Source organism: Klebsiella sp. K47 (assembly GCF_051858335.1).
Lineage (GTDB): Bacteria > Pseudomonadota > Gammaproteobacteria > Enterobacterales > Enterobacteriaceae > Klebsiella > Klebsiella pneumoniae.
In genome coordinates this window covers 17,167-42,968 of record NZ_JBPYUI010000034.1, presented here as the reverse complement: position 1 = coordinate 42,968, position 25,802 = coordinate 17,167, and the positions used below count along the sequence as shown (strand labels likewise).

The 25,802-nt window shown below is 47.5% G+C and carries 28 protein-coding genes; 19 read left to right on the top strand and 9 right to left on the bottom strand.

The features are described 5' to 3' along the window. Positions 1-74: hypothetical protein (locus tag RRF55_RS24110; protein ID WP_223176993.1), on the bottom strand; the 74-nt coding region annotated here is incomplete at its 3' end. Between the two features lies 1 nt (position 75). After that, complete coding sequence (locus tag RRF55_RS24105) at positions 76-525, bottom strand: thermonuclease family protein (protein WP_045372405.1); 450 nt, start codon at positions 523-525, stop codon at positions 76-78. Positions 526-707: 182 nt separating this feature from the next. Between RRF55_RS24105 and RRF55_RS24100 the strand changes: the two genes are divergently transcribed. The 7 genes from RRF55_RS24100 (at position 708) to RRF55_RS24070 (ending at position 7,244) form a co-directional block, all read left to right on the top strand. After that, on the top strand, positions 708-1,979 hold the full coding sequence (locus RRF55_RS24100; protein WP_004181719.1) for a DUF1173 family protein: 1,272 nt from the start codon (positions 708-710) through the stop codon (positions 1,977-1,979). Between the two features lie 992 nt (positions 1,980-2,971). Further along, a complete protein-coding gene (locus tag RRF55_RS24095) occupies positions 2,972-3,574 on the top strand; it encodes a hypothetical protein (RefSeq protein WP_073558153.1) in 603 nt (200 codons plus the stop codon). A gap of 259 nt (positions 3,575-3,833) precedes the next feature. Further along, positions 3,834-4,565, top strand: coding sequence for a plasmid SOS inhibition protein A (locus tag RRF55_RS24090; RefSeq protein ID WP_025368661.1), 732 nt, complete (start codon positions 3,834-3,836; stop codon positions 4,563-4,565). 233 nt (positions 4,566-4,798) lie between these two features. After that, positions 4,799-5,557 (top strand): hypothetical protein, encoded by a 759-nt coding sequence (locus RRF55_RS24085; protein ID WP_016947102.1) that lies wholly within the window; start codon positions 4,799-4,801, stop codon positions 5,555-5,557. Positions 5,558-5,622: 65 nt separating this feature from the next. Continuing rightward, on the top strand, positions 5,623-6,012 hold the full coding sequence (locus RRF55_RS24080; protein ID WP_004181725.1) for a hypothetical protein: 390 nt from the start codon (positions 5,623-5,625) through the stop codon (positions 6,010-6,012). A gap of 27 nt (positions 6,013-6,039) precedes the next feature. After that, the gene (locus RRF55_RS24075) at positions 6,040-6,369 is read left to right on the top strand and encodes a hypothetical protein (protein ID WP_119906220.1); all 330 of its coding nucleotides are present in this window, start codon (positions 6,040-6,042) and stop codon (positions 6,367-6,369) included. Positions 6,370-6,596: 227 nt separating this feature from the next. Next, positions 6,597-7,244 carry an HAD family hydrolase gene (locus RRF55_RS24070; protein WP_001100942.1) on the top strand — a complete coding sequence of 216 codons (648 nt, stop codon included), beginning with the start codon at positions 6,597-6,599 and terminating at the stop codon, positions 7,242-7,244. Between the two features lie 336 nt (positions 7,245-7,580). On the opposite strand, the gene RRF55_RS24065 is transcribed toward RRF55_RS24070, so the two are convergent. The 7 genes from RRF55_RS24065 to RRF55_RS24035 form a co-directional block, all read right to left on the bottom strand. Beyond that, positions 7,581-8,822 (bottom strand): VWA domain-containing protein, encoded by a 1,242-nt coding sequence (locus RRF55_RS24065; RefSeq protein ID WP_004210233.1) that lies wholly within the window; start codon positions 8,820-8,822, stop codon positions 7,581-7,583. Between the two features lie 84 nt (positions 8,823-8,906). Next, on the bottom strand, positions 8,907-9,482 hold the full coding sequence (gene terE, locus RRF55_RS24060) for a tellurium resistance cAMP binding protein TerE (protein WP_004026611.1): 576 nt from the start codon (positions 9,480-9,482) through the stop codon (positions 8,907-8,909). 100 nt (positions 9,483-9,582) lie between these two features. Beyond that, positions 9,583-10,161 (bottom strand): tellurium resistance membrane protein TerD, encoded by a 579-nt coding sequence (terD, locus tag RRF55_RS24055; RefSeq protein ID WP_004026609.1) that lies wholly within the window; start codon positions 10,159-10,161, stop codon positions 9,583-9,585. A gap of 38 nt (positions 10,162-10,199) precedes the next feature. After that, positions 10,200-11,240, bottom strand: a complete 1,041-nt coding sequence (gene terC, locus RRF55_RS24050) for a tellurium resistance membrane protein TerC (RefSeq protein WP_004026607.1) — start codon at positions 11,238-11,240, stop codon at positions 10,200-10,202. Between the two features lie 23 nt (positions 11,241-11,263). Further along, complete coding sequence (gene terB / locus RRF55_RS24045; protein ID WP_004026604.1) at positions 11,264-11,719, bottom strand: tellurium resistance membrane protein TerB; 456 nt, start codon at positions 11,717-11,719, stop codon at positions 11,264-11,266. 22 nt (positions 11,720-11,741) lie between these two features. Then, entirely contained in the window at positions 11,742-12,893 is a 1,152-nt protein-coding gene (terA, locus tag RRF55_RS24040) for a tellurium resistance system protein TerA (protein ID WP_025368659.1), read from the bottom strand. After that, on the bottom strand, positions 12,890-13,474 hold the full coding sequence (locus tag RRF55_RS24035; RefSeq protein WP_004210240.1) for a TerD family protein: 585 nt from the start codon (positions 13,472-13,474) through the stop codon (positions 12,890-12,892). The genes terA and RRF55_RS24035 overlap by 4 nt, the downstream gene beginning before the upstream one ends. Before the next feature lie 311 nt (positions 13,475-13,785). On the opposite strand from RRF55_RS24035, the gene RRF55_RS24030 reads away from it, so the two are divergent. The 12 genes from RRF55_RS24030 to RRF55_RS23975 all read left to right on the top strand — a co-directional run bounded on the left by RRF55_RS24030 (position 13,786) and on the right by RRF55_RS23975 (position 25,785). Then, positions 13,786-14,844: an ATP-grasp domain-containing protein gene (locus RRF55_RS24030; protein ID WP_023302789.1), complete on the top strand. Its 1,059-nt coding sequence runs from the start codon at positions 13,786-13,788 to the stop codon at positions 14,842-14,844. Between the two features lie 11 nt (positions 14,845-14,855). Beyond that, positions 14,856-15,998 carry a phosphoribosyltransferase domain-containing protein gene (locus RRF55_RS24025; protein WP_049125915.1) on the top strand — a complete coding sequence of 381 codons (1,143 nt, stop codon included), beginning with the start codon at positions 14,856-14,858 and terminating at the stop codon, positions 15,996-15,998. Beyond that, positions 15,991-16,764 (top strand): hypothetical protein, encoded by a 774-nt coding sequence (locus RRF55_RS24020; RefSeq protein ID WP_004181732.1) that lies wholly within the window; start codon positions 15,991-15,993, stop codon positions 16,762-16,764. Before RRF55_RS24025 ends, RRF55_RS24020 begins: the two co-directional genes overlap by 8 nt. 1 nt (position 16,765) lies before the next feature. Continuing rightward, positions 16,766-17,845 (top strand): cysteine protease StiP family protein, encoded by a 1,080-nt coding sequence (locus RRF55_RS24015; protein WP_004210251.1) that lies wholly within the window; start codon positions 16,766-16,768, stop codon positions 17,843-17,845. Then, complete coding sequence (locus RRF55_RS24010) at positions 17,845-18,801, top strand: HpcH/HpaI aldolase/citrate lyase family protein (RefSeq protein WP_014386544.1); 957 nt, start codon at positions 17,845-17,847, stop codon at positions 18,799-18,801. The genes RRF55_RS24015 and RRF55_RS24010 overlap by 1 nt, the downstream gene beginning before the upstream one ends. A 10-nt stretch (positions 18,802-18,811) precedes the next feature. Further along, a complete protein-coding gene (locus tag RRF55_RS24005) occupies positions 18,812-20,035 on the top strand; it encodes a DUF4236 domain-containing protein (RefSeq protein WP_032430775.1) in 1,224 nt (407 codons plus the stop codon). A 2-nt stretch (positions 20,036-20,037) separates the two neighbouring features. Further along, a complete protein-coding gene (locus tag RRF55_RS24000) occupies positions 20,038-20,496 on the top strand; it encodes a ribbon-helix-helix protein, CopG family (protein ID WP_004026591.1) in 459 nt (152 codons plus the stop codon). Between the two features lie 479 nt (positions 20,497-20,975). Beyond that, the gene (locus tag RRF55_RS23995) at positions 20,976-21,614 is read left to right on the top strand and encodes a vWA domain-containing protein (protein ID WP_014386542.1); all 639 of its coding nucleotides are present in this window, start codon (positions 20,976-20,978) and stop codon (positions 21,612-21,614) included. 24 nt (positions 21,615-21,638) lie between these two features. Next, positions 21,639-22,280: a TerD family protein gene (locus RRF55_RS23990; protein WP_004026586.1), complete on the top strand. Its 642-nt coding sequence runs from the start codon at positions 21,639-21,641 to the stop codon at positions 22,278-22,280. Further along, a complete protein-coding gene (locus RRF55_RS23985) occupies positions 22,281-22,919 on the top strand; it encodes a vWA domain-containing protein (RefSeq protein ID WP_004026585.1) in 639 nt (212 codons plus the stop codon). A 92-nt stretch (positions 22,920-23,011) separates the two neighbouring features. After that, on the top strand, positions 23,012-24,052 hold the full coding sequence (locus RRF55_RS23980) for a TerY-C metal binding domain-containing protein (protein ID WP_004026583.1): 1,041 nt from the start codon (positions 23,012-23,014) through the stop codon (positions 24,050-24,052). Further along, complete coding sequence (locus RRF55_RS23975; protein WP_032412835.1) at positions 24,052-25,785, top strand: PP2C family serine/threonine-protein phosphatase; 1,734 nt, start codon at positions 24,052-24,054, stop codon at positions 25,783-25,785. Before RRF55_RS23980 ends, RRF55_RS23975 begins: the two co-directional genes overlap by 1 nt. The last annotated feature ends 17 nt before the right edge of the window (positions 25,786-25,802 follow it).

Here is a 25,802-nt window from a genome sequence, read left to right as displayed (position 1 = left end):
TTGGTGATTTTGAACTTTTGCTTTGCCACGGAACGGTCTGCGTTGTCGGGAAGATACGTGATCTGATCCTTCAACTCAGCAAAAGTTCGATTTATTCAACAAAGCCGCGTTTTGTTCAAGAGGTCCATATTCAGGAACAATCAACCTCCCCTGATACCGATATGCCCAGGCCATACCGTTTGCGACCATGATGGCGTTAACATCGTTGTTGTTAAGATAGATTGTGCCAAGCATACGACCATAGACGTCCTGCCCATGGTCCTGAATATTAACAACCTGATTTGCTACTAACTGAATCATTGTTTGCTTTGCCTTCTGCCCGAAGGCTTGCTTACTTTCAGGGGCATCAATCCCATAGAGCCGTATTCTTGTATTTGTTGCACCGTCATAAGCCTGGACTGTATCACCATCAATAACACGCACCACTTTCGCCGAGAAAGTTTTGGCAATTGAAGTTAGTGGGGAATATAAAAGGATAACAGCCAGTGGAAAAATGGATAATCTAGTTGTCCGGATGTTTATCATTGGTTGTCTCTGGATGATAATCATTAAATGTGATTTGAGGGGAAAATCACAACGATTTTGAAAAGTTACTTTCAATGTATAGGTTACTTTATTAACAACATGCTATTGTGTCAATGTATATGAAAATTATTACCTGAGGTGAATGAAAACGCATCTCGGCTCAGATCAATTAAGGGGGGCTTATGTCTACTGTTAATGATGTGATTGTATCTTATGGAGGTGACAGTAAAAGGTATTCAAGAGACTTCCAGACAAAAGAAGAATTTAAAAAGAGCTGGTACGCCGTTTTGTCACGGGCGCATGCTTCGGTAGAAGCGAAGGTAAGCTGTGCCTGTAAAGGTAAAGGACAAAAATCACTTGCCGTAAAATATCACTCAGGCGGTGATACTTATTTCCTGGCACGGTACCCGAATACAGGTAGTCAACATTCACCTGACTGTATTTTCTTTACGCTTGATAAAGACAATTCAGGTCTAAAATGCTATACACAAGGTGTCGTCAAAGACCTTAAAGATGGAGGCTACGGAATTAGGTTAGACGTGGCATTAGCCTCATCTGACTCGGAGTCGACCTCGATCGTACCGATAGATAACAGGAATAAATCAGGTGGTGTTTCTCAGAATAGCATGTCATTGCTGGGTCTTCTCCAGTTCCTGTGGGATGACAGCGGTCTGAATCGTTGGTATCCGAAAATGGCCGGGAAACGTAATCCTGGCAAGGTGTTCAACCTTATAACCCACTCTGCGGAAAAAATTAAAGTCGCATCACATCCGCTGTCCATGCATTTACTTGCAGGTGCATATCCTTCGACACCTCAAGAGACAAAAAACATAAAAATGACATCAGAGGCGCTGATGAATAAAGAGCGTCTGATATGCCTCAATGTACTATCTAAATATAACCCTGAAAGACACTCGAATGCATCAAAACGACTTCCGATAAAGTTTTTTTCAGGTGTTCCAGTTGTGCTGATGAATACTGAGAATTGGGCATCACTGGAGAAGAGATTCAGCTCTGAAATAGCAAACTGGCGTTCAGGAGGTAACGTAATCTGTATGGCTATAGGTGATCTGGGTAAATTTAAGGGGAAAGATACATACTATCTTAAACCACTTCAGATAGCATTGATGAATGTTGATGAAAACTGGATCCCGGCAGACTCGAGTTATGAGCTGACCATGCTAAATTATCTTCATAAGCATGAGCGGTCATTTATCAAACCCCTGAGATACGATGCTTCTAATAATGATGTTTTCCCAGATTTTTGTCTGACGGATATTGGGGGGCATGAACTATTTCCTATTGAGGTATTTGGTATGGATACTGCTTCATATTTGGCGCGTAAGGCGATCAAAGAAAGTTACTATAATGAACGATATGGAAAGGATGGTTGGGCATCATGGGTTGCACCGGCTGGCCCCCTACCCCATTTGCCCGATAAGGGCTGCAGTTAACGCCAAAATGCTTCAGTAAGGGCTTCGGCCCTATTATAACTATCAGCACTTTTCTGGCATAAAAGGCTTCAGCCCTGTTGTACTTCATCCTGCGATTTCAATTTTGATCAATTAACCGGCCAGAAATCATACGAAATTTTCTTTTCGTCGCCGTGCGCTACGTGAAATCTGACGTACTCACCCCTCCGTTTTTCTTCAGATTTCGCGTAGCGCAACCTGAACAAAAACCACTAGAAAAGTAACTTTTGGACTGATTTAGAAGCTGGTTACCCCCACCTCGGGTGATAACATTAATCTAACACATGGAATAAAGGGTATTATTCTAACTGTAAATAGGATGTTGCATACCTCTTGAAGCGATGGAAAAATGAGCACACTTCTGGTTATTCCTGAATTCATGCTTTTTGTTGGTTTTTATATCGACATATTGAAACCTTGTTTTATTTAAAAGGCATCAATTTTATAATCAATTTCTGTTATTTTATCGCTATTGACATTTATCATTGTGACTATATCCAATGATATTAAATCACTTACATCTAAAAGTGACGGTGTCACGTATTGTGCGCCCAGAGAGACCCTTTTCGTGAAAAAAGTAGTTCACTCCCATAACGAAATGTGGGCTTCTTTATTGCAGATCGTATGTGGATGTCTTCAGGTAGCAGGAAGGAAAGTGATGCAGGCATGAAAGGATGACAAACCGGCAAAGGGGCTGCTACTGCTCCGTATTCAACAAACCACCCCTGGTTAGTTGAATCCTTTGCCGGTTTTACTGACAATACCAGACAGGTAAACTTTTTCCATCAGATTTTCTCGTCAACATGTTGCATTCATAGTTTTTCCATAATTGGATGCTTTTGCAGGACAACTACGGTTTTTATCCTTTCGTGCCCGGTAAAAAAAATTGTTAAATAGCGATTTCACCCTTTTAAAGGAAAAATTGTCCTCAGGCTCACAGTACTATAAAAGTATCAATAATCAGGAGCCTTACTATGACTATCATGAAAGTTCATTATTCACCAACTGACGGGATCCCTTTGCACTCCCTTTATCTGAAGGAAACTTCAACTACTGAACGATCAGGTTCAGTACTGGGGGGCGGCATTTCGGGAGACTCTGTTATTCTGGGAGGCGGAGGTTATGCCGGTTCGGAAATGCAGAAGACGACTCGTTCTACTGTCTTTGCACCACCTGATGAAGTTACTGCTGAGCCTGACAACACAAAAATGGTCCTCCGGATTTCCTGTGTTATCGGTGTAATGCTTTTACTTATAATTATTACCTTATTCAGTAATGCTGTTGTTGATATTTTTGACGTAAACGTATCTAAAACAATGTCTTCTTTCCTGGAACATGCTCCCTTCTTTATCATTGGACTATCTGTCATTTGTGCTTTCTTTGTTATAGGAATGACCGATCATGATTACACCCCGGTACTTGAAGAGCATAAAAGGAATGAAGCGCGTTTGTCTGTATACCACAGGCTACGCTATGTCGAAGCTGATAATATTGTTTTTGATCCGCAATCAATGAAAGGATGTTATGCAGAAAGAAAATTCATTGCCTCACTAGTTGAAAGCTGTATCACTAAGTAATATCCCTGATTTCCTTTACTAAGCCTTTCATGTAAGGCTTAGTAATTGCTTTAACCCTCCCTTTGCTCACTGTTTTTATATGCTTCCGGTTTATGGGTGTGCTAAAAGTTGCTTTCTCATGTTTGAAGTTGACTCCGAAAAATATTAAATGTTTTTGAATATTATTCATAAGCACTATTATATAAATAGGTACTGGCAAGTGAAATAATTACTGATAATATGTCTTTATGTGCTTCCTATTCTCTAAGGATGGTAATTAATGATATCTTCCACGCTTGTCCCGATTAACCCTTTCCAGCGATGTGCAATGGCTTCTATTGCTTCTGTGGAGAATCGCAGAGCTTTGGGACGGAAAACAGGAGAACTGGCCTACGTCAAAGCCTTTTTTAAAGAACTTACAGGTAAATCGCAAATTAGCTCGAATGACTTGAGAAAGGTTGATTCGAGTTACGATCCATTTGTTCGTGGCGAAGCAACTAAAGTTGAATACCTGCGTGCTATCGATATTCTGATTGAATCTCGTGGAGAGTGTTTTATTCTCCCTCTTTCCTGGTCTCTGGCAGTTTCCATGTTCCCGGAGTTACAGAACAGGGTTTTTCAGCGCCGCGAACACCGTGACCGGATTCATGATCAAAGGGTGGAGCGCCTGACAAAAAAAGAATCTAACCTATTGAAATATCAACTTGAAATTAACGTTGCAAAATCCAGGCTTTACTTGTCTTTCTGTGTTCCAGGTCAACATAAACGCTGGTTAGAAGAGTGGCGAAACGATACCCATGGACAAGGACTTACAACTAATCATATTTACCTGCTGATTAAGGAATGGTGGTCATCATTCTGGATAACTTCATACAGAAAGGACTATATTTGGTGTTACACACTGGCTGAATTGCTGGACGAGATTGATTATGTTCTTAGCACTATTACAATTATGGAGTTTAACGTCTGTTTTTCAGCGCTACCATTATCTCTTATATATAAAACTGGATAGAATACAAAGCTCCAATCAGAAAAACTAAATTTTGCAAGCCCAATATTTCTCACTGTTTTCAAGGGTTTTTTTGTACCATTTAAGGGGGTGGTTATTATTATCCAAAATTTATGAATCTGACCTTAATTATTATTGCTTCCGGTGGAAATACCCCCTTGATGAGCCGGTTTGGTTTAGTATGATGGTCTTATTCATAATCGATCGTAATCTTCTAAACAGATATGAGGTTTATCATGGCTGACTATTATTCAGAATGTGCTTGCCTTATCGAAGCAAATCCTACTCAAGCTGATATATTACTTGAGGCAATGAATGAATTGTTTGAACCGGATGATAGTTTTATTCAAAAACTAATTTCATGTGATAACACAAACGGCCTGTCAGAAATGGAGATTATTGTACGTCACTGTGTCCTGAACCATCCATTCAGAAATGTTGCAGATATTCCTGAAGACCTGGACTGGCATTTTGATGGGGAAAAATGCCCAGAAGGTTTTCTTATTAACAGTGATCTCGGTGATTTCAATTCTGAACATGGTGCGCTGTTTGCTCAGGCGGCACTTATTGCATTTGACAGGAACGAATTGATAGAGTTCAAAATTGCTTTTACATGCAGTAACTTAAAAAGGCCTGACGGGTTTGGAGGCGCTGCCTGTGTCGTGAGCAAGGATTTCATCCGGTGGACAGGTCTACACAATTTTCTGGAGGCTGAACGAACCGCTTTCGCCGAGAAGATGAATTACTTCTTTTGTGAATTTACAGAGGTCGTCGGTGAGCTTGAATATCCAGTATCGTTTATATTGCGTTGCCCGAACAGCGTTAATGCAGCGCATAGGTATGATGAGATTCAGCTTAACTATCGCGATGGTGGGGAAAAAGATGCCGAAGGAGGGATACAATTTAGTTCTGGCTCTGCCATCAAAAAATCCAGTATGAAACCAATCACTCCTGATGAGTTCCGGGTGATGAAATCGTACCTGAACGTCATGTGATTTTCTTTGGTCCGGGCATTCTCCCTCCACTCTTCTGTACTGATCTGTCTATTTTGTGAGGCATTATGACAAAGCAAATATTACCCAATGAACTGGCTGAAATCGTAACCGGTCTTCTTATTAAACCTGAACTGCTGGGTGAACTTGACTCCCGTGAGGCGCACCAGGCCTTCATGCTGGATATAGGGCGGGTAATTGCTGATCACTGTGGTGGACGGGTCAACGGCATTACGGATGGCGATGTCGCAAAGCCCTATCTTTCAGACATAGAGTGTACCCCCACACTCCACATTGAACCCGATGACCGTCTGCCTTCGACTGAACGTAACGTATGGTCAAATTATCATGTTGAAGCCTGGGCAGACGAGGGACAGGAAACTATCCTCGACAGGGCGATCCGAAACTCTGACAGAGCTGCCCTGCAATCTCTGCTTATTGTGGCCGCACAAAAATAATCTGTCGGTGCTCCTGTTATTAAACTAATGACGGACTGGCGTATCCCTGAAGGTGAACCGGTTTGCCATGAAGCGGATAGCAGAATTTATACGGCCACCTACCATCTGGATAACCAGACCTCAATCGAGGTGGCGGACGATACAGGTCAGCTTTGCTTAGGTGTATTACTGGAAATCAATCATGGCGTGCCTGCACTACATCTGAATGTGTCGGGTGGGGATAAGCTTCTCCACGTACATGCTGCACAAGGTGGACTTGTCCTGACACCAGACAGTTCCGGGGTACGGTTTCAGGGTGCTGAATGTGACAGGTATGCTTACAGAGATCAGAACTCATTACTTGTGAAGGAACAGTAATATACTGCCCTCCGCCGATCCAGAGTATGGGGTTACCGCATCAGATTTTACTGAGCACACAATCACGAAAAAGTTACTTTTTTCTCAGGAGGTGCCTGGACCCCTGCCCTTCATTTTGACGCGAGAAGGATGTTAGCACCTCACGTGCAGTTACTGTTATTCGCGTCCTGGTGGTATAGTGCAGCGGCTGGCAGAAGTAACCTACTATCCAACGGAATAAGATCACGATGAACGTCATTCAGCCCCGCATGCTTTCTGTATTTGATTTTGACGGTACGTTAACGCGGCATGATAGCTTTATCCCTTTTCTGCGGTTTGCCTTTGGCAATCGGGCGTTTTCGCGACGTATCGTCAGCATGGCTCTACCCACGTTACGCTGTATGGGTAAGCAGATGACGCGTGATGAGCTAAAAGAAACGCTCATTACAACTTTTCTTACTGGTGTTGAGGAAAAGTGGGTGTCTTCTAAAGCAGAGGAATTCTGTCAGCTCTACTGGCATCGCCTCATGCGCCCGGCAGGTTTGATTGCTGTGGCGAATGAAGTCACTTCCGGCGCGATCGTCACCTTATGTTCTGCGTCGCCGGAAATTGTACTCAGACCCTTTGCCGAAAAACTTAGGATCAAACTGATTGGTACACAATTAGAGACAAAAGACGGCATTCTGACTGGCAGAATCAGTGGTCATAATTGCAGGTGCTCACAGAAAATTATCCGGCTTGAAAAAGAATATGGACCTCTGACTGACTATCATCTTCGGGCATGGGGTGATACGCGGGGTGATTATGAACTCCTTTCCGCAGCGACTGAGCCTCACTGGCGTCACTTCCATCAAGGTTTCCGTCGTAAACTTCCGTCGAAGCTAATCATCAGATAAAAATTGCCCTTTATCGTTCTGTAATTTCTTCTTTACATAAAGGCAACATATATTCTACATTTAACCACTGTAACTGGTCAAAAAAAGAGTGCATCCTGGTAAATCGGTAGCTCGGACTATTAGGTATGCTTCAACCTGTTACCATTGGAATACCTACTTTCAGCCCGCTTTTCCGAGCGGGTTTTTTTCATCCCTGCCGATGTGTTCCTGGGTATAAATTACTGGGTGAAGTTGGGTTTCAGCGATCACATCTGCATATAGCCCTGTTTAGCTCTGCGTACTTTGAAAAGGTGTCGTCATGGCAGCAGGCCTATCGCCCCTTACCGGGGCGATGGGTCAGATAATGCCTTCCTTTTTTGCCAGTCCAAGCCAGTCTTTGAACTCTTCGAGAAGTTTTTCATACAACTCTTCGTCCTTTATGTGGGCAAAATTATCGATCGCAAAAAAGTTGCTGTTGTCTACGCGACGGTCGCTAAAGGTGTCCAGCCTCTCCAGAATCCCATAATTTGATCCGCCCAGTCCCACGAACTTCCAGAAGACAGGATAGTTGGCTGAGCGGCGGATGGCCTCTTTAATTTCTCGTGTTTTGCTGATCCCGCCATCTGTAATGCACACGACAAAAACGGGTAGGGTGCTGTCCTTGAAATAATCGATAACCTCATTCATGACTGGCGGCTCATTGTTCGTCCCGCCAAGGCCGGGAAGGATTTCCCAGGCAGATCGTTTACCCGTGTTCTGAATTGCAGCAATGTATCCGTCAAGGTTGTCCAGTGTGACGTCAGGGTATTTCTTGTGACGCTCAGCAAAGCCCCATACATCCATCGTGCCGTCATCATCGAACTGGACAGACAGGACAGCTATACGGTCAAGAACGGCCTGTACATGCCCTTTTTTAAACTGGCCGGTCATTGAGCCTGAGGCATCGAGAACAAAAGCGACTCGTGCTTCAACGGTATCCAGTTTGTGTTTTGCCAGTGAAATACTGGCTTTCTTAGCCAGGCTGATAAGCGCAGGCGCTTTACCTTCGAGTTTCTTTTCAAGGCTGATCCTGGCTGGTTGCGGTACAACTTCTGCTGCAGGTTCCACGTCCACACCATAGCTAACTGCCAGTGGCTCAAGCCCGCCATTAAATCCCTGCCCAAGCGCCCTGAGCTTCCAGTTGCCCTGGTATCGGTAAACTTCCCCCATAATTACTGCCTTTTCTGTGCGGCCATTGAGATCGACAAAAAAGGTGGCCTGACTTTCAGCAGAAAGTTTCAGTTGCGCGAGGCCGCTTATCGTATCACTGCCATCTATCACCATAGAGATTGCAATCTTCTGAATCGTATCCGGGATCTGGTCAAGCGCAAAATGAACGACTGCGTACTGGTGACCGGGGTTGAGCTTCACACTGCCACCGGCGGCACTGAGATTGTTGTAAAAGATAAAATCGGCATCGCCTGTCACTTTTCCCTCAGCATTCAGCATAAACAGGCAAGTCTCAGGGGTACTGTGAAATCCAGGACTGGGGGGATAATCAAGCCGGAGAGTCAGTGTAGCTGTGTGAAGCGGAATGTTCTGTCCTGATTGTAATTGCATTTAGGCTCCTTGTTGCCGGGTAAAGGGATCACTCAGCGGGTAGAAAAAACCCCGGACAGGCCGGGGTTTGGTTTTACTGGTTTATCAGATGTTGATGCCGTGCTGGGTTGCCAGCGCAGCCAGGCCACCAGCAAAGCCCTGTCCTACAGCCTTAAACTTCCATTCCGCGCCATGGCGATACAGTTCACCGAAAATCATTGCGGTTTCAGTTGAGGCATCTTCTGACAGGTCAAAGCGTGCAATCTCGGAGCCATTATCGTTGTTCACCACACGCATAAAGCTGTTACTGACCATGCCGAAATTTTGCTTACGGCTGTCTGCTTCATGAATGGTGACTGCGAATACGAGCTTCTTAACGTCTGCGGCCACTTTTGTCAGATCAATTTTGACCTGCTCATCGTCACCGTCGCCTTCACCGGTACGGTTATCACCCTGATGCTGTACTGCGCCATCCGGGCTGGTGGTGTTGTTATAAAATACGAAATGCGAATCGGACAGCACTTTACCGTTTTCGCCAACAAGGAATACTGATGCATCCAGATCAAATGCCTGACCATCAGTAACGCGTGCATCCCAGCCCAGGCCAACCAAAGCAACATTCATGCTCGGGGCTTCTTTAGTCAGAGAAACATTACCGCCTTTAACGAGAGAAACAGCCATTTTTTGCTCCTGCTAATCGTAGATATCGGGTCGTGGATATCGGGTCGTGGATATCGGGGGCATCACCCCCGAATGATTTGGGTAAGAAAGTTACTTTTTATCAGGACGCGTTGATGCCGTACTGAGCGCACACGGAAGCCAGTCCACCAGCATAACCCTGGCCAACCGCACGGAATTTCCATTCTCCGTTGTGACGATACAGCTCCCCAAACAGCATGGCAGTTTCAGTAGAAGCGTCTTCTGTCAGATCGTAGCGAGCAACTTCAGTCTGATTGTCATCATTCACCAGACGGATAAATGCGCCGGAAACCTGACCGAAGCTCTGGCGACGAGCCTGAGCATCATGGATAGTGACAACGAAAATAATTTTGTCGACATCCCCAGGTACCGCGTCCAGTTTGATTTTGAGGGATTCATCGTCGCCATCACCTTCACCGGTACGGTTATCACCGGTATGAGTAACGGAACCATCAGCAGATTTCAGGTTGTTATAGAAAATGAAATCTGCATCGCCACGAACCTTGCCATTGGCTGCCAGCAGAAATGCGGAAGCATCGAGGTCAAAGTCCTGACCGTCCGTAGAACGTGCATCCCAGCCAAGGCCAACCAGCACGTTTTTCATGCTTGGCGCGGTTTTGCTCAGGGAAACGTTGCCGCCTTTAGATAGTGAAACGCTCATCTATTTATCCTCTTTCGTTAATCATTAATCAGCTGAGATCAGCTTTCTTTATTTTCAGCTTCCGGCTTTTCCGGAAAGATGACACTGGCCAGAATACCAAGAGCCAGTACACCCAGTACGACATACAGACTGGTGGTCGCAGACAGGCTGTAACCATGGTGCCAGATGTGATCGGTAGCGTTCAGACCCAGCTTAAACGCAATGAAGAACAGCAGGACGATAACAGCTTTCTCCAGCTGGGACAGATACTGTTTCAGGGCTTCCAGTACGAAATACAGAGTACGCAGGCCCAGTATTGCGAACATCATGGCGCTATACACAATCAGTGGCTCACGACTGACTGCAATAATTGCCGGGACAGAGTCGAAGGCAAACATCACGTCAGAGAGTTCCACTACAGCCACACATAACATCAATGGGGTGGCGTATAGCGCTGCCTTTTTCAGTCGCCCTACAGATACGTCTTTGTTTTCTGGCTTAGCCAGTTCGGCGTCCACTTCTTTTTGTGTCAGCAGGAATGCATGTCCGGACAGTTTCGGCCAAATCGGGAAGAAGCGTTTAACCAGGCGATAAGCAAGGTGCTGAGAATAATCCTCAATTTCGTCATCATCCCCACCGCCTTTGAGCATCATGACCGCAGTCCAGGCAACAACAACGGCAAAGATCAGCTCGACATAAGGGCCAAGGCTAAGCAGACCGGTACCGATCGCAACGAAAATCCCCCGGAAAACGATAGCGCCAATGATCCCCCAGTACAGAACCCGGTGACGGTAACGGTCCGGAACTGAGAACCATGAGAAAATCGCCATCATGACAAACAGGTTATCAACTGACAGCACCTTCTCAAGGGCATAACCCGTGACAAACAGGCTGGCAACCTCGGCTCCGTGATGCACAAAAAGGAAACCGGCAAATGCCATCGCGACAACAACCCAGAAAACGGACCATAAGGCTGCGCTTTTGAGGGAAATTGGCTTGTCATGTCGGTGCATGAACAGGTCAATAAAGATGGCGCCGACCGACAGAGCAACAAAGACCGTCACTGTTTCAGCCGGAAAACCGATGTGAGTGGAAACCATATCGTACCTTTATCCGTTGTTTATCAGAGGCCAAATTCAGCCGGGTCGAAACCCAGCGAACGGGCAATTTCACGGACAGCACTCTTCTCATCATCATCGAAGTTGCCATCACTTTTAGCGACAGCAATACCGACACGAAGAGCCAGTTGAGCTGCCTCTGGCTGGTCTTTCAGGGCGAGGATATATTTCATCGTTTCGCCTTTTCCGATTTCCAGATCAAAGTCGAAACTGGTCACCAGCTTGTTAAAAAATTCGATAACTTCTGCTGTATCGAAGACTTTCAGCTCTTCTGAGGATCGCAGAAATCCAATCATCTTCTGTTTTTCTTCGGAGCTAACGCCGTCACTGGCAACAGCGATACGGGCGCATACCGCGACGGTACCCTGCATAAATTTCTTGTTTTTGTAACGGCCTACCTGGCGGGTCAATTCCTCACGACCCGAGGTCAAAGCCCCTTTTACTTTGTCGAAAAAACTCATTCTCATACCCTCATCATTGCGTTTATTTGGAACCTCTGGACCAGCGAAACCCCCAGCCAAAAGCGCGGTCCATTTCCTCCTGGCCTCTGAAGTACTGGTTAATACGTTCCACACGAATGGAACCGTTCTCGTTGACCAGACGGGCAATCGCACACAGCGTGCGTTTGTTATCACCTTCAGTCAGACGCGATTCAATCGGTGGTTGCTCAGGAACATGTAATGTCACCACGCCATCGGTTTTGTCCCAGCTAGGCACGCCCTGATAGATAAAGGCATATATCAGTACCTGGCGAATTTCTTTCCATTCGCGGCCATTGATGTGTAGCCATTCCCCATCCAGAGCCTCGCCGGTACGATCATCACCCTGCAGTTGAACATATGGCTCAGAGTGATAGTTACCAAAAGCATTACCGAGTGCCTGAACAACTGACTTATAGCCATCTGCGAGCTCAACGAATGCACCGAGATCCAGGTCTATCGCTTTGTTCGAACCAAACATACCGCCCAGTAACCCGCCTGAACCCGAGCCACGATGCCAGTTCAGATTGATGCGGATTTCACCAAAATTGTCTTTTTTGGCAAGGCTGATGGCAGGCTTCTCTTTGGTCAGAGAAACTTTACTCAGGCTAACTTTAGGCGGAGCCGGAGGTGCTGGTGGCGGAGTGACTGGAGCTGGCTCATCCGCGACGTTGACGCCATAGTACTCAGCGAGAGGTTTCAGGCCGCCATTGAAGCCCTGGGCGATAAAACGAAATTTCCAGTCACCATTCCTGCGATAGACTTCACCGAGGATCAGAGCGGCTTCCTGACGGCCACTCAGTTCTACCTGACCACTGATCAGCGAGGTATTGCCACTTTCAATTTGTATGGACAGATGATTCAGGGAGGAAACGGTATGACTGCCGTCACAGGTAACGGTGAAGGCGACTTTCTGCACGTCGGGCTTGAGGCGGGACAGATCAACGGTGAAAACGCTATTGGTCCCTTCAGCACTGAAGCTAATGGAACCATCTTCATTACGGGGTTGCCCGTAAAAGACCATATCGCTGTCACCCCGAACTTTCCCGTCAGCGAATAATCGAAACGCCGAAGCGTCAACAGGACCACCAGAAATGACCCTCACGCGGAGATCCTGAGCTATTAAAGGGGCATTGCCCCCCGGTGTCAGATTCATGCTTTTACCACCGTACTTACGATATCGAATTGCATATCGTCGATTGTGCGGCCACCGCTTGCTTTACCGTGGGCGGTAAAATCCCAGTTTCCGTTGTTGCGGCGCAGGGAAGCGATGATGATACCCGTATGAGCACCTTGTTCCGTCAGCTGATAACGGGCCAGTTCTTTATTGGTCTGATCCACGACGCGACAGAAGGCGTTATCGACATCGTTGAAGGACTGCCCACGAAAGCTGTTCACGGTAAAGGCGAGGTATTCAACATTTGCCGGCAATTTTGTGAGATCGACGCGAATGATTTCATCATCTCCATCCCCCTCACCCGTCAGGTTATCGCCGGAGTGGACGACAGACCCACAGCTGGATTTCAGTTTACGAAACCAGATGGTGTCAATTTTATTACCTGCGGCATCCAGAAGAACGCAACCTGCATCCAGGTCTATGGAATCATTGCCACCAAAAATGCTGCCAAATAATCCCTTTTTCTTAACAGGATCCCAACCCAGTCCGAACTGAAGCTGGCTGAGAGCAGTGGATTGTTTGCTGAGTGATACTGTCTGGTTTTTACTTAAAGAAACCATATTCATTCCTTAAAAGGTATTGACCGGGTTTTTATAAAATTCATTTTCAAACAGAATGCATCTAAATCATATCATGACAAAGTTCACCCGCAAGGTAAAAACTGGTGGGTTTCTGGAATTTACGTTTCATTACATTGGGTGGGTAGGTGGTGGTTTGATGTATGTTATTGTTATTAAGTGGTTTTTGTGGTCTAGCCGGAAAGTCAAAAACAGCGAGTGATTATCATATTATGATTGACATGGCGCAGGTCAGTTCTTAGACTCATGTATTACAAAAATCTCATCCCCTTTTCAGGCGACAATTATAAAAAATGAAAAAGAAAATTTGGTTTATGGAAGGGCTATCTTCCCAGCGAGACATTATCCTTGGAGTGAAATCATTTGCGGAAAAGGAAAATCAGGATATTGAAATCTTTTCTTCTCATCGCAACGAGAGGAAAGAGATCTTGTCTGTTTCCGATTTTTCAATGATCGAACCTAACAACGAAGAAGAACGTCTTTCTTTTATTCATTCCATTACTGACGCTCATGGTATTAATGCGATACATACTGGTCGCAACTGTAAATGGTTTGAAAGCCACCGGGAAAACATTCAACGTTCTGGTGTCCACCTGACTACCGGGTCAACGGGGACTCACTGGTTTGAATTAGCCGATGAAAAAGTTACTTTTTCCGAGTTTATGGAAAAAAATGGACTTCCGGTTGTCCCGTCGGTTCGGGTAAAAAATGTAGACGAGCTTCGTACTCTGCTGAGTCATCCCCCTTTCCCTTCTGATTGCCTCTGCATTAAACCTGTTACAGGCATTTATGGCATGGGATTCTGGCGTTTTGATGACAATGTTTCCCCGGTAGCTTTTCTCAACAATCCTGATAGCCGTGTTATCCACCCATCACAGTTTCTGGCTGCTCATGCCCGGATGGACTGCTTTACTCCACAAGTACTGATGCCCTATTTACCCGGACCAGAATACTCTGTGGATATGGTGGTAAGTCAAGGCACGGTCCTGGCCGCTATCGGGCGGCGTAAAGAAGGTGTGCTTCAGTATCTGGAAAATGAAGGGGAAGCGATTGAACTTGCCATCAACTGCGCCCGCCTAATGAACGCAGACGGCATGGTCAATGTACAGACTCGCCATAATGCCGAAGGCAAACCGCTATTGCTGGAAATTAACATGCGGCCTTCAGGAGGTATTGGTTATACGCGGCACAGTGGCGTGAATCTTCCGGGTCTGTATGCCTTCCATACACTTGGGCTGATGGATGATGATCAGGTCAGGCAGTCAGCGAAAACTGATTTTTCACCTGCAGTCGTCCGCTCTGTCACCGATGTCATTCTCTATCCGGCATCATTGACCAACAGAATTGATTAATGGAGACAGATATGTCAGCAATTGATGGTAATTTCGTTTATCAAAAGACATTATCCTGTGGGCGAATTGAAGTAAGCAGCGAGGAAACCGATTATCCTCTTACTGATCTCTTTGATATCGCCGAACGGCGGAATCCAAAACGCGCATTTCTGTTTGTCAGTAAAGTGCTGGGTCGACATATTCCTGTCTCTCCTCTGGTCATGCGCAATGTTTATACACAGCTGGCGGAGAAGTTTCCCGGGACTCTGGACGGGCCGGTGGTATTTATCGGGATGGCTGAGACGGCTGTCGGCCTCGGGGCGGGAGTGTTTGATGAGGTGCGCAAGCATCACCCTGACTGTGTTTATCTGACATCAACCCGCCATCCGGTCGATGCCGAACTGTTGTGCGAGTTTAAAGAAGAGCACAGCCATGCCACAGACCACCTGATCTACTATCCAGTTTCTGCTGCCATGCGGCAAACCGTAGCGGAGGCACAAACATTAGTGCTCGTGGATGATGAAGCCACGACAGGGAAAACGTTCCTCAATCTTCTCGCCTCATTACGTGCATCGGGTGCACTCCGGAAGGTACGACGGATTATTGCTGTCACGCTGACTGACTGGAGCGGAGAAGCACTCAGTCAGAACAGCCCCCTGCCACTACATACAGTATCGCTCATCTCCGGCAACTGGCGCTGGACACCCGAACCGGATGCCCCGCTTCCTGTCATGCCCCAGGTAAATGTGACCTCCAGAGGGAACGTCCCGATCACAGGCAAACAATCCTGGGGGCGACTCGGGATGCAGATACCGGCGAGTGACCTGGGTCTCCAGGTTCAGGTTTCGCACGGTGAAAACATTCTGGTGCTGGGCACCGGTGAATTTGTCTGGGAGCCGTTCCTGCTGGCTGAACGACTTGAGGCGGCAGGTGCTCAGGTCGTGTTCAGTTCGACGACCCGCTCACCGATTTCCACTGGTTATGCTATCCAGTCCGCCATTGCTTTCAGCGATAACTACGGACTGGGTATTCCGAATTATGTCTATAACGTTGCTCATCAGCAGTTTGACCGGATCCTGATTTGTTGCGAAACGCCAGCTTCCAGCGTCGACCCCCGGCTGCTTGAGGCGCTTTCCGCTGTTGCTCCCACCGTAGAGGTGATTACCTATGAATAAGCCCGTCGTCTTCAGCGACCTCGATGACACCCTGTTCCAGACCCGCCGAAAAATGGTTGATGAACTTGCCCTTGAACCGTTCCGGACCGGCGCACTGGATCGCAGCCTCACGCCTCGCAGTTTTATGACCGAAGAGCAGGCCATGCTGGTGGACTGGTTGCTGGAACATGCGGACCTCATTCCGGTGACGGCCAGAGGTACGGAAGAAATCAGTCGGGTACAGATCCCCTTCCGTTCCTGGGCCGTGACCACTCATGGCGCGGTGATCCTTCGTCCAGATGGTACGCCAGACAGCGACTGGAAAGCCCATATGCTGGAGTGCCTGTCCTCCTACGCCGACCGCTTAACATCAATGCAACATATCATCACCGAGCTCATGGATGCGCGAGGCATTAATGCCTGGGCACGCCTCAACTACGAATATGAGGGTACGCCGGTGTATCTGGTCATGAAGCACCGCGACAGCACGAAGCTTGATGAACTGAACGCTGTCGGGGATGAGATTGAGCGCGTTTTTTCGACCGAAGGGTTTTACATCCACCGTAACAGCAACAACATTGCCTGGTTACCCTGCCCGGTAGAAAAAGGGCTGGCCGTTTCATGGTTGCTGGAGAAACTGCGTCAGGAGCGCGGGGTTTTCCCGGTGATGGGGCTGGGTGACAGCCTGAGCGACCATCGGTTCATGAAACTCTGCAGCTGGTTTGGTCTTCCACGCCAGAGTCAGTTTGCCGAGGCCATATCACAGCGTATTTTTGGAGAGCAATAAGATGTCGCATTTTGCCCCGTTTTCTGGTTCCTATAAACCGGACGATGTTCACTTTTTGCTGAAACCCATTGTCATGGAGATGACACCGGTTGACCTGAAGGAAGAACTGATTCAGTCAGGAAAAATGCATTATTCCGACATGTTAAGCCAGGAACCAGAGCCGACCCGCTGGCACCTGGATCTTTTCACCCGTGCGCTTGACTCGGGAGCTGCACGTCTGGCACGGGAGGTATCTTATCTTGCTCGTGAACTGGCCCGTCGTGCTGGCGATGAACCCATTGTCCTGGTCAGCCTGGTCAGAGCTGGTGTTCCACTGGGGGTCATGCTGCATCAGGCTCTGCGTGCGATGGGAAAACAGTCTTTCCACTACGGGATCAGCATTATCCGCGACAGGGGTATTGATGCTGCGGCGCTTGATTTTATCGAATCACGCCATGGTACTGGTGGCATAGTGTTTGTCGACGGCTGGACGGGAAAAGGAGCTATTACCGGCGAATTATCCCGCACACTGAAGGACCGTCCCGGTTATCCGGAGCAGCCTCGACTGGTTGTGCTGGCTGACCCCTGCGGATGTGCCTGGCTTGCTGCCAGTGACGATGACTGGCTTATCCCGTTCGGTATCATGGGCGCGCCTGTCTCGGGTCTGATTTCGCGCTCTGTCTGGGCCGAAGAAGGCCTGCATGGCTGTGTGGTTTGCGATCACCTTCAGTCTTTTGAATGTAGCCAGATGCTGGTGGATACGGTAGCACATTTCCGTGAACAGCTTGACGGTAAACCCCTTCCCGCTTCTGGCTGGGACGCAGGGAAAAATGCCGCACGCTGGCAGCTGAGCAGAAAAGTTATCCAGAGCCTTGCTGCGCGTTATGAGGTGGACAGCATTAACCGCATTAAGCCGGGTATCGCTGAAGCGACGCGGGCGGTTCTGCGTCGTGTACCTGATCATGTTTTTGTTCGCCAGATGGATGACCCGGATGTTTCTCTTCTGGTTGGGCTGGCAAAAGAGAAAGGTATCCAGGTGACGGAAGCCGGGGATACGCTCGGTCAGTATCGTGCGGTTACCATTATCAAAAAGGTACGCTGATGAAAAAACAACCCAACCCATGGGAACTCGGTGCCACGCTGTATATGCCTGCCACACGCAAGGATATCGCTGAGGTCGTTCTGGAAGGGAAAATACCGGGGCTACGCTCTCTGGTTGTCTGCCTGGAAGATGCGGTCAGCGAGCATGACATCCCTCTTGCGATTCAGAATCTTTCACTGTTTTTGAAGCAATTGAGACACGCAAGAGCCGTCAACGATGATGAGAAGTACCCACTGGTATTTATCCGCCCACGTCACACTGATATGGGGGGATGGTTAACGACTAATTTGGACCTGAGTGCAGTTGATGGTTTTGTACTGCCCAAATTCACCCTTTCCACGCTCCCGGTTTGGTGGGACATCATGGCAGGAACATCATTGATGATGATGCCAACGCTTGAAACCGAAGAAGTCTATGATGTTATTAAAATGCAGGCGCTGGCAAATGAACTTTCGAGTCATGACTGCCGTGACCGCATAATCGCTTTGCGGATCGGCGGAAACGATCTCATGAACGTCGTGTCTCTGCGACGGCCACGGGATCTGACCCTTTATGACACTCCTATGGGTTATGTCATAAAAATGCTTGTGTCAGTATTCGCTCCTCGTGATTTTGCGCTTACCGCACCAGTATGCGAACACATCGACGATCACGGCGTTCTGGGACGAGAACTCTCTATGGATATCGCCCATGGGCTGGTGGGTAAAACGGCCATTCATCCTGATCAGATTAGTGTCATAGAGGAGGCGCTTAAAGTGTCTCCTGGTGAGCATTCAGATGCGTTACGAATTCTGAATTCCACCCAGGCAGTCTTCAAATCTCAGGGAGCGATGTGTGAACCGGCCACCCATCGCCGGTGGGCTCAGGGGATCCTGGGACGGGGACAGGTATACGGTCTGACTACGGGGCAAAATCCGGAAGGAATCAGGCTTATTCCAGTTTCTAAGCAGCACTAAGGAAGCATATATGGGATTCAGATTTCGTAAATCGATCAGCATTATCCCGGGGGTCAGGGTTAACCTGAGTAACGGGACCCCCAGTCTGAGTATTGGCCCCCGTGGAGCTTCGCTGTCAGTGGGAAAGAATGGTACGTTTGCCAACCTGGGCCTTCCCGGAACGGGACTGAGTTACCGCACCCGGATTGACAGAACAGCACGGGAAAGAGTGAATACCAGGCATCAGGCAGATCCCGGTCTGAGGTCTGAACTGGAGCTGGTGGTGGAAAAACTGATGTCCACCGTAACAGCGATAACCAATATCCATGAACTCTCCCCTTCTCCAAAGGGAGGGAATACCTGGGCCACGCTCGAGACACAGTACCTGGCGCTCCGTCAGGGCAGTTTCACTCTTCCTGCGCCGGTACGACCAAACAAACCTGAATATATACCTCTTCCACCAGAACCTGATGAGCATGCCGGTCGCGGTTTCCTTGGGGGATGGTTTGAATCTGATGCAGCCCGACAGGAGCGACAGAACGAAAACCTTCGGCGGTGGCAGACGTCCGTCGCTGATATTGAACGTGAAAATGCGTTGCTGAAACAGCGTTATGAGAAACAGCGTATAGCGTGGGCTGAGCAGTACGCAGAATGGCAGCATCAGTACCAGGAGCATGAAAAAAATCGCACGGACTCTGTAGCTTTAGCGAAAGAGCAATTCCGATCTAACGCCCGCTTCTTTGAACATTGTCTTGAGGAAGTTTTCTCGCAAACAGAATGGCCGCGAGAAACGCTGGTGACGTTTGAGGTACGGCCTGAAGAATCAACAGTCTGGCTTGATGTTGATTTACCTGAGATTGAGGATATGCCTGATAAAGTGTATAGCGTGAATGCCCGGGGAACTGATATCAATGAAAAAGCCATGACACAGAAAGCGGTCCGGGAAAGTTACGCTAAACACGTTCACGGATGCCTGCTGAGATTAGCAGCAATCGTTTTTCAGACGCTTCCGTTTGAACAGGCCGTCATTTCAGGCTTCACTCAGCGGGTGAGTAAACGCACTGGATATCTTGAAGATGAGTACATTATTTCCTGGCGGGTACGCCGCTCTGAAATCGAGCTAATCAACTTCGGGAATCTGCGTGGCGTTGACCCTATTGAAGCATTGGGTGATCGAGGTCTGATCAGGAAAATGAGTTCAACTTACATTTTTCAGCCTATAGAACCACTGACCCAGATGGCAGGTACCGACTGAATATGCAATTAAACACCAGACAGGAAAGAGTTTACACCCTGGCTAACATACTTGGCTCAGGGAAGCCTGTATCGGCGCAATCCATCACCGCGACGCTGGCCTGTTCTGAGCCGACACTAAGCCGGGCGCTTAAAGAGCTGAGGGAAACTTACGCTGCTGAAATTAAATACAGTAAGGCTGGCCACTCCTATCAGATGGTACACTCCGGATTACTGGATAAGAAAACACTAAAGAGAATGAGTGAGGCGCTGGACCTTAATTCTGATTTAAAAACACATGACCAGGGGGCACGGGTGGTACTGGATAAGGATATAAAAACTTCCGTTTCCCTGTCGATAAGACGCCGTGTTCTTCGCAAAATTGACAAACTGGCTGCGCTAAGCGGTACATCAAGAAGCGAGGCAGTAGAAAAATTAGTAGAGTTAAAAATTGATGAAATTATCAATGAAATGAAGAAATAGCAGAATATTAGTGGGGTGGTTGTTCTCACTCCACTAATCGGCAATCTTTACCATTTTCCCAACAGGTGTTTATTGTATAACTACAGATAAAAAGCAAATTAATAAAATAAAGATTCTTAATTCATAAATAATCCCTGCGTTTTATTTAATTAGTTTTCTTTTAACTAACCATCGTCGCCGTATTATTAAATGCAAAAACGTTAAACCATATTTTATATAGATTATGACCTGTACAGTTTCCCGGCGACGGGTTATCAATATGGCGAATGCCTACTAAAAATGGCGGGGATCGTATTGTTGAAATATTGCAAATTTGTATTGTTGTTCAACCAACTCGCGCGTTTGAAACAACGTGAAAATCTCACTTTGTGATTGCTGAACTAACTATATGCCTTTGTTTTTAGTAATATGATATGAAGTGTTTATAAAACCATGTTCAGGAAATGAGCTCCCCCATCAACCATTAAGGAAAGTTTAAGATGAGAAGACTTCCCGTCTATCTGCTTCTCGATACATCAGGTTCAATGCACGGAGAGCCTATAGAGGCAGTTAAAAATGGTGTCCAGACACTACTGACCACCCTGAAGCAGGATCCTTATGCACTGGAAACTGCATATGTCTCTGTCATTACTTTCGATTCTACTGCACGTCAGGCCGTACCTCTTACAGATCTCCTCAGTTTCAATCTCCCCTCTTTTTCGGCAAGCGGAACTACCGCTCTGGGCGAAGCCTTATCCCTGACTGCAAACCGAATTGATTCAGAAGTTCAGAAAACGACAGCGGAGACAAAAGGCGACTGGCGTCCACTCGTTTTCCTGATGACGGATGGTGGCCCTACTGATGACTGGCGTAAAGGACTTAATGAATTCAAAGCAGCCAAAAAAGGGGTAGTTGTCGCATGTGCTGCCGGGCATGATGCAGATACGGATGTGCTTAAGGAGATCACCGAGATTGTTCTCCAGCTGGACACTGCCGACAGCTCTTCCATCAAAGCTTTTTTCAAATGGGTGTCTGCCAGTGTTTCCGTAGGTAGCCAGAAAGTCGATGCCGGTAAAAAAGAAGTTATCGGTCTTGATGATTTGCCTCCACCGCCGCCAGAAGTAAACGTGGTTTTATAAGCAATTAACTTAAGAGAGGATCCTATGACTGTCAGCTTACGGAAAGGGCAAGGCGTCAGCCTGCGTAAAAATGAGTTCGATCTTTCCTCAGTCACGATAGGTCTTGGCTGGGACATCAATGAAGAGAAAAAAGGGTTCCTGGGCGGAATTTTTGGCAAAAAAGAGGAGGAGTATGACCTCGATGTTATTGCCTTTCTCTGCAACGCAGCCGGTAAAGTGACTGATCTTGGCAATGTTGAAAATGGTAAGCCGACACTGGTTAACGGCGATATTGTCTTCTTCAACAGTCTTCGCCATAAATCAGGGCAGATCTGGTTGACCGGCGATAACCGGACAGGTGCCGGTGACGGAGACGATGAGCAAATTATCGTAAAACTAAACAGCATCGATCCGAAGTACGAAAAAATTGTCTTTATTGTTCAGATCTACAACGGCGAAAAATTACAGCAGCACTTTGGAAAAGTGCAAAATGCATTTATCCGGGCGGTAGACGGAAAAAATGTGGAAATGGCACGCTTTGACCTCTCCGGCGGTGTAGCCTTTAATGGTCAGCGATCGATGGTCTTTGCTGAGCTTGTCCGGGAATCCAGTGGCTGGAAACTGAATGCGATAGGCGAGCCTTCCACCTCCGATTCGTTCGTAAGCCATCTGAGGAACTATATCTAAATGCGAAGACTACCCGTATATCTGCTCATCGATACTTCCGGCTCAATGAGAGGAGAATCGATACATTCAGTGAATGTGGGTGTGCAGGCTATGCTGAGTGCCCTGAGACAGGACCCTTATGCGCTTGAAAGCGTCCATATCTCAATAATTACATACGATAATGAAGCCCGGGAGTATGTTCCCCTCACTGCCCTGGCTGACTTTCAGTTTTCTGATATAGAAGTACCAAGTGCGGGCGGCACCTTTACCGGCGCGGCGCTTGAATGTCTGATCCAGTGTGTCGACCGGGATATTCGCCGCTCTGATGGTGAACAGAAAGGCGACTGGAGACCGCTGGTGTTTCTGATGACAGATGGTACTCCGTCAGATGCCTGGGCTTATGGGGAAGCTGTTAAAGAGGTTCAGCGGCGTTCGTTTGGTTCCATTATAGCCTGTGCTGTTGGCCCTAAAGCGGGACACGAACATCTGAAACTACTGACTGACAAAGTTGTGGCTCTTGAAACACTGGATTCGACCGCATTTTCAGGCTTTTTCAAATGGGTCAGTGCCAGCGTGGCTTCAGGAAGCTCCAGTGCCGGAGTCACTACTGATTCGGACACACTTCCACCGCCACCGCCAGAAATCCAGCTTGTTCTGTAACTTACGCCGGTATGGCAGGGAATAACCCTGCCTTATACCGATAAAGTCCATCTCTGCTATGGACGTCACATTTTGCTATGAGGGAGTTTCCTGTGAGACGACTTCCCGTTTTTTTTGTTCTGGACTGTTCTGAGTCCATGATTGGTGAAAACCTGAAAAGGATGAATGATGGCTTGCAGAAGATTGTGAGCGATCTGCGTAAGGACCCTCATGCTCTGGAGACTGTCTGGGTGTCAGTAATTGCCTTTGCCGGTATTGCCAGAACGATTGTCCCGTTACATGACATTGTGTCTTTTTATCCCCCTCGCCTTCCTGTCGGTGGAGGAACTAACCTCGCGACTGCCTTACGGGAACTGACAACACAAATAGATTCTCAGGTCCGAAAAACGACGCTGGAAGAAAAAGGTGACTGGAAGCCAGTTGTCTACTTACTTACTGACGGCCGACCGACAGATGACATTTCAGCTGAGGTTAAGCGCTGGAACGAATTTTACGCAAAAAAAGTGAATATGATTGCTGTGGGGATCGGACCATCAGTTGATCTCAGTGTACTCAGGCAACTGACTGAAAACGTCTTATCGTTTACCGAAAATCAGGAAGGCGATTTTTCGCGGTTTATCCAGTGGATCACAGCTTCAGTCACAGCTCACAGTCGTAGTGTTGGCGAGGATTCTCAGCCGCCCCTGAAACAAACTGACTATATCGTCAAACTTGCCAAAGATGACACAGCCCGTGCATACGATGAAAACTGTGTGGTATTAACCGGGCGTTGCAGTAAAACCCGTCGACCTTATCTGATTAAGTATGAGCGTCCGCCAGCCAGGGTATCGGGCCTCGCTTTCGATCTAAACCTTAACAGCTTTAACATTGCTGGTTGTTATCCTGTGGATGAAGATTACTTCTCATGGACGGATATGTCCGTAGCCGGGGCGCAGATAAACACCAGTGAACTCCATGGCGTACCAGGGTGCCCACACTGCGGAAACAGTAGTGCTTTTGCGATGTGTACCTGCGGAAAACTTCTCTGTATTGATGGGCCTGATGATGTGAACTGCCCATGGTGTGGGAAAGGTTTGTCCTTTCAGAGCGAGGGTGGAAATTCAGATTTTAACGTTAGCAGAGGACGCGGCTAATGAGCGAGTTCATTACACCTGAACATAAAATTATTGCTCTCATTCTGGAGGCATCAGGGGAACCGACTGATGCTGATAAAGTATGCTGTCTTGGTAACATACCTGATGTTGCCCTTGCTGTGCGGCAGCTGAGAGAAACGGTCATTCAACACTGTGCAAGCGAAGCCATACCGGCGGAGAACACTCAAACAGTTTCAGAATGTCTTACCCAGCCCTTTTCTGACAAAATCCTCCCACCTCAAAACTCGGGTGAAAGCGAAGCTGATCGACCTGAGATTGAACCCGTCCATGCCGCTACTGCACTTCAGGGAAATGATAAGCAGGAAGCGCATAGTGAAATGGTGGATGATACAGCGTCAGAAGGCGTTCAGGGACTCACTGAAGAAGTTCCTGATGCAACCGGGGTCTTACAGACCGAGGCTTCCGTCACGGCGCAACCAGAAGACATGGATAAAACCAGTCCGGTTGTTTCTGACAACCTTTCAGCTGACACCGCAGTCAGTGCTTTACGGCCCGGGGAAGTACCTCAGAGAGTGGAGAATAAAACATCCCCTGCCCCCGGAAAAGTGCCGGAGGTGTTTATCATGCTGCCAAATGCACGGGCAGGTGAACCCTACGATGTTCGACTGGAAATAGCGACCGATACAGGTGTTGAGGCAGAGATCACGGAGGTTAACTTCTCTCAGGACATAGGGCTGATATTTGATATCAATGAGCGACGCCTCCAGGGGACGCCAGGGCACAGCGGAGACTTTGAACTGACTGTGAAATGGTCATGCAGCTCACATCGTGATAATGAAAAAAAGTTACTTTTTGTCGTGAACCCTGATCCGAAAAGTCTCTGGAAAGTGATTGACCCGCCTTCTGATGCACCATTCTACAAGAAGAGTATCGACCACCAGAGTGTCTGTCGGTCAGGTATTCATATTGCCGGAGCAAGCCGTCGTGGACGCTCCCATGAACATGTAGGCTCTTTTCGTGACGACGATTATTACCTCAACTTCAGTGATGTATCCGGATGGAGTGTATTACTGGTAGCTGATGGCGCGGGGAGCGCTAAATATTCCCGGGAAGGCTCCCGTATCGTTTCTGAAACTGTTGGTAACTATCTCTTCAACCAGTTCAAGACTGAAAAAGGTCTTGAGATCAAAAACAGGGTCCTTCGCTGGAACAGTGAGGATCAGCGAGCAGTATGGGAGTTTATGAACCACCACTTCCGACAGGCAGCGGTACTGGCCGTAAACAATATCAGCAGTGCCGCAATTTTGGCTGAAGATAAAGTAAAGTCATTCTCAACGACTTTACTCGCGACCGTCACTTTTCGCGACGGTGCTGATCTTTTTGCCGCGTCTTTCTGGTTAGGTGACGGTGCGATAGCTGCATATGGACCTGCTGGCAAAGTCAGAGTGCTTGGGACTCCGGATAGCGGAGAGTATGCAGGTCAGACGCGTTTTCTGGATGCCGATGCCGTCAGTGATGCCGGATTCAGTAAACGTATCAGTATCGGTAAGTGGAACGACATATCGCATCTGGTTCTGATGACGGATGGTGTTTCCGATCCCTGGTTTGAAACGGATAACGGGCTTCAGAATCCACAAAAATGGGACAGGCTGATGGCCGAGCTCTCTCCCCTACTCACAGACCCTGAACATGCCTCGGCACAACTGGTGGAGTGGCTTAACTTTTTCTCTCCGGGAAATCACGATGATCGCACAATCATTGTGCTCTGGTGAAATTAATGCGATAGCAG

What these genes read in the sequence shown, in the direction of transcription:
- RRF55_RS24105 (WP_045372405.1), bottom strand. Translation starts at nt 525, where the DNA reads ATGATAAACATCCGGACAACTAGATTATCCATTTTTCCACTGGCTGTT.
- RRF55_RS24100 (WP_004181719.1), top strand. Translation starts at nt 708, where the DNA reads ATGTCTACTGTTAATGATGTGATTGTATCTTATGGAGGTGACAGTAAA.
- RRF55_RS24095 (WP_073558153.1), top strand. Translation starts at nt 2,972, where the DNA reads ATGACTATCATGAAAGTTCATTATTCACCAACTGACGGGATCCCTTTG.
- RRF55_RS24090 (WP_025368661.1), top strand. Translation starts at nt 3,834, where the DNA reads ATGATATCTTCCACGCTTGTCCCGATTAACCCTTTCCAGCGATGTGCA.
- RRF55_RS24085 (WP_016947102.1), top strand. Translation starts at nt 4,799, where the DNA reads ATGGCTGACTATTATTCAGAATGTGCTTGCCTTATCGAAGCAAATCCT.
- RRF55_RS24080 (WP_004181725.1), top strand. Translation starts at nt 5,623, where the DNA reads ATGACAAAGCAAATATTACCCAATGAACTGGCTGAAATCGTAACCGGT.
- RRF55_RS24075 (WP_119906220.1), top strand. Translation starts at nt 6,040, where the DNA reads ATGACGGACTGGCGTATCCCTGAAGGTGAACCGGTTTGCCATGAAGCG.
- RRF55_RS24070 (WP_001100942.1), top strand. Translation starts at nt 6,597, where the DNA reads ATGAACGTCATTCAGCCCCGCATGCTTTCTGTATTTGATTTTGACGGT.
- RRF55_RS24065 (WP_004210233.1), bottom strand. Translation starts at nt 8,822, where the DNA reads ATGCAATTACAATCAGGACAGAACATTCCGCTTCACACAGCTACACTG.
- terE (WP_004026611.1), bottom strand. Translation starts at nt 9,482, where the DNA reads ATGGCTGTTTCTCTCGTTAAAGGCGGTAATGTTTCTCTGACTAAAGAA.
- terD (WP_004026609.1), bottom strand. Translation starts at nt 10,161, where the DNA reads ATGAGCGTTTCACTATCTAAAGGCGGCAACGTTTCCCTGAGCAAAACC.
- terC (WP_004026607.1), bottom strand. Translation starts at nt 11,240, where the DNA reads ATGGTTTCCACTCACATCGGTTTTCCGGCTGAAACAGTGACGGTCTTT.
- terB (WP_004026604.1), bottom strand. Translation starts at nt 11,719, where the DNA reads ATGAGTTTTTTCGACAAAGTAAAAGGGGCTTTGACCTCGGGTCGTGAG.
- terA (WP_025368659.1), bottom strand. Translation starts at nt 12,893, where the DNA reads ATGAATCTGACACCGGGGGGCAATGCCCCTTTAATAGCTCAGGATCTC.
- RRF55_RS24035 (WP_004210240.1), bottom strand. Translation starts at nt 13,474, where the DNA reads ATGGTTTCTTTAAGTAAAAACCAGACAGTATCACTCAGCAAACAATCC.
- RRF55_RS24030 (WP_023302789.1), top strand. Translation starts at nt 13,786, where the DNA reads ATGAAAAAGAAAATTTGGTTTATGGAAGGGCTATCTTCCCAGCGAGAC.
- RRF55_RS24025 (WP_049125915.1), top strand. Translation starts at nt 14,856, where the DNA reads ATGTCAGCAATTGATGGTAATTTCGTTTATCAAAAGACATTATCCTGT.
- RRF55_RS24020 (WP_004181732.1), top strand. Translation starts at nt 15,991, where the DNA reads ATGAATAAGCCCGTCGTCTTCAGCGACCTCGATGACACCCTGTTCCAG.
- RRF55_RS24015 (WP_004210251.1), top strand. Translation starts at nt 16,766, where the DNA reads ATGTCGCATTTTGCCCCGTTTTCTGGTTCCTATAAACCGGACGATGTT.
- RRF55_RS24010 (WP_014386544.1), top strand. Translation starts at nt 17,845, where the DNA reads ATGAAAAAACAACCCAACCCATGGGAACTCGGTGCCACGCTGTATATG.
- RRF55_RS24005 (WP_032430775.1), top strand. Translation starts at nt 18,812, where the DNA reads ATGGGATTCAGATTTCGTAAATCGATCAGCATTATCCCGGGGGTCAGG.
- RRF55_RS24000 (WP_004026591.1), top strand. Translation starts at nt 20,038, where the DNA reads ATGCAATTAAACACCAGACAGGAAAGAGTTTACACCCTGGCTAACATA.
- RRF55_RS23995 (WP_014386542.1), top strand. Translation starts at nt 20,976, where the DNA reads ATGAGAAGACTTCCCGTCTATCTGCTTCTCGATACATCAGGTTCAATG.
- RRF55_RS23990 (WP_004026586.1), top strand. Translation starts at nt 21,639, where the DNA reads ATGACTGTCAGCTTACGGAAAGGGCAAGGCGTCAGCCTGCGTAAAAAT.
- RRF55_RS23985 (WP_004026585.1), top strand. Translation starts at nt 22,281, where the DNA reads ATGCGAAGACTACCCGTATATCTGCTCATCGATACTTCCGGCTCAATG.
- RRF55_RS23975 (WP_032412835.1), top strand. Translation starts at nt 24,052, where the DNA reads ATGAGCGAGTTCATTACACCTGAACATAAAATTATTGCTCTCATTCTG.